3 protein-coding genes are annotated in these 2,329 nt (G+C 66.0%); 1 reads left to right on the top strand and 2 read right to left on the bottom strand.

Going from position 1 to position 2,329, the window contains the following annotated elements; genetic code table 11:
* Nucleotides 1-640 (top strand): FAD-dependent oxidoreductase (locus EN742_RS32125; protein WP_189375693.1); only part of this gene is annotated, 640 nt, incomplete at its 5' end.
* Here the strand turns inward: EN742_RS32125 and EN742_RS32120 are convergent.
* Together EN742_RS32120 and EN742_RS32115 are read right to left on the bottom strand one after the other, a co-directional pair.
* A complete protein-coding gene (locus EN742_RS32120; RefSeq protein WP_128333735.1) occupies nucleotides 637-1,863 on the bottom strand; it encodes a DUF459 domain-containing protein in 1,227 nt (408 codons plus the stop codon). The genes EN742_RS32125 and EN742_RS32120 overlap by 4 nt on opposite strands.
* Nucleotides 1,864-1,889: 26 nt before the next feature.
* Nucleotides 1,890-2,329: peptidoglycan-binding domain-containing protein (locus EN742_RS32115; protein WP_189375692.1), on the bottom strand; the 440-nt coding region annotated here is incomplete at its 5' end.

Genomic DNA, 2,329 nt, shown 5'->3' with positions numbered 1-2,329 from the left:
CGAGCCGATCCAGTCGGTGGCGTGGCCCTCGCATCCGATCATCGCCAGCGGCCAGCATGTCGTCGTCGTCGGTGGCGGCGACACCGCGTCCGACTGCGTCGGCACCGCCTTCCGCCAAGGCGCGGTGCGCGTCACCCAGCTCGACATCCGCCCGCAGCCCCCGGAGAAGGAAGACAAGCTCGCCGTCTGGCCCTACTGGGCGACCAAGATGCGCACCTCGTCCTCGCAGGCCGAGGGCGCCGAGCGCGAATTCCAGGTGGCGACGCTTGAATTCATCGGCGAGGACGGCCAGCTGACCGGCGTCCGCTGCTGTGAGGTCGACGAGAAGCGCAAGCCGATCGCCGGCACCGAATTCGTCATCCGCGCCGATCTCGCCTTCATCGCCATCGGCTTTGCCGGGCCGGCCGCCACCGGCGTGGCGAGCGAGCTGGACGGACAGATGAGGATCGTCACCGACAGCCGCCGCTCGAAGAATGTCGAGGCCAATGACCGCGACTACAAGACCAGCGTCGAAAGGCTTTACGCGGCGGGCGACGTGCGCCGTGGCCAGTCGCTGGTGGTGTGGGCGATCCGCGAGGGCCGCCAGGCGGCGCGCTCGATCGACGAGGCGCTGATGGGATCGAGCGTTTTACCTCGTTAAGGGTTGATAGCCGTCGTCGTATCCGGTGTCGCGGCTGACGTTGCGGGCTGGGTTTTCGGCGGCCAGGAGAAATCGTCGGCGCGGCCGGGCGAGGCAGCGGGCGCCTTGCCCTCGATGACGAGTTTCTCGCCAGGTAAATTCGGATTCGCCTTGGCGGGCGCCGCCGCGCCGAGAAGCTCGGAGCCGCCGTCCAGCGCCGGATCGCCGAGCAGCATCGGCACGGTGCGGTCGATCACGATCGGAGCGGCATTGGGCGCCGGCGCTTCGACCGGGGCGCCGGCCGGCGCGGAGACCGTTGTCACGCTTCCGGGCGCGGCCAGCCCGAGGATCTTGGCCAGCGACTTTTCGGTGTAGAAGGCAAGCTTGCGCTTGCCGGCCTTCGAGACATTGATGCCGTCGTCCGAGCGCAGCCGCACCGCCTGGCCGTTGATGTCGGGGCCGGTGGTGACGAAAGCGCCGTTCTCGTCGACGAAACCGTCCCAGACATCGACGAACTCGCCGCCATGCTTTTCGGCGGCCGAGCGGTAGATGTCGTTGAAGGCCAGCATGTCCGAAGTCATCTTCGGCAACCGGAAGGCCGGCATGCCGACCCACAGGAACGGCACCTTGTCCTCCGCAATGGCCTTGCCCAGAGAATCGGTGCGGCGCTCATATTCCTTGGTCCAGTTCTCGGATCGCGGCTGCTCGCGCACGTCGCCGACTTTCATCTGCTGGCGGTCGTTGGAGCCGAGCATGACGACGACGACCGATGGTTTCTCGGTCTCGATCAGCGTTTTGATCTGTTCTGGCCAGTTGTAGAAATCATCGCGCACGAAGCCGGAAGAGCCGTTGCTGCGCACCGCGATCCTGACGCCAGCGTTTTCGGCGAAGGCGGTGTCCAGGCCCTCGCCGAGACCGCTCGCCATGAAATCGCCGACCACAAGCACGACGCGGGCATCCGGCGTCTTCTCGACGATCGGCGTCTGTGGCACTGCCGGGAGGCGCGGCTTGGATTTCCTGGTCTTTGCCTTCGGCCTTGCCTTCTGGATGTCGAGCGGCGGCTCGATGCGCTCGCTGCGGCGCGGGAACAGCAAGTCACGCAGCGACCAGCCGCGGCTCTGCTCCTCCTGCGCCATGGCGGGCGTGTGGAAGGCGCTGGCCGCGGCCACCATCAGGACGCCAACGGCCAGGATCAGGATCGGCGTGCGACGAACGATCGCCCGTATGCGCCCAGCCGAAACCAATCACTTCCTCCGTCCCTGAAGCGGTCCTATTTCTTGCGGAGCCATTTGAGCACTTCCATGCTCGGATAGCCATCCTGGGTCAAGCCGGCCTTCGCCTGGAAGGCCATGATGGCGGCTTTCGATCCCTCGCCGATCTTGCCGTCGAACTTGCCGTCATAGTAGCCGTGCTCGGAAAGCCGTTGCTGCAGTTCCTGCCGCTCCTCGAAGCTCAGCTTGGTGAAGGGCCGTTTCCAGTCCTGCACCAGGCCGCTGCCACCAGCGATCTCGTCGGCAAGAAGGCCCACGGCGAGCGCGTATTTGTCGGCGTTGTTGTAGGCCTTGATGACCGAGAAATTCTTGATCATCAGGAAGGCTGGCCCACCGCGGCCGTCGGGCACTTTCAGCGTCGCCTTGTCGGAGCCGTTCTTGAACGGCTTGCCGTTGGCCCTGACGACGCCAAGCGCCTGCCATTGCGCCAGCGTCTTCG

The sequence above is a fragment of the Mesorhizobium sp. M4A.F.Ca.ET.020.02.1.1 genome (assembly GCF_004022645.1).
In the GTDB taxonomy this organism is placed as follows: domain Bacteria; phylum Pseudomonadota; class Alphaproteobacteria; order Rhizobiales; family Rhizobiaceae; genus Mesorhizobium.
Note: the sequence above shows the minus strand (reverse complement) of the source record. Positions and strands in the feature narration are given on the sequence as shown.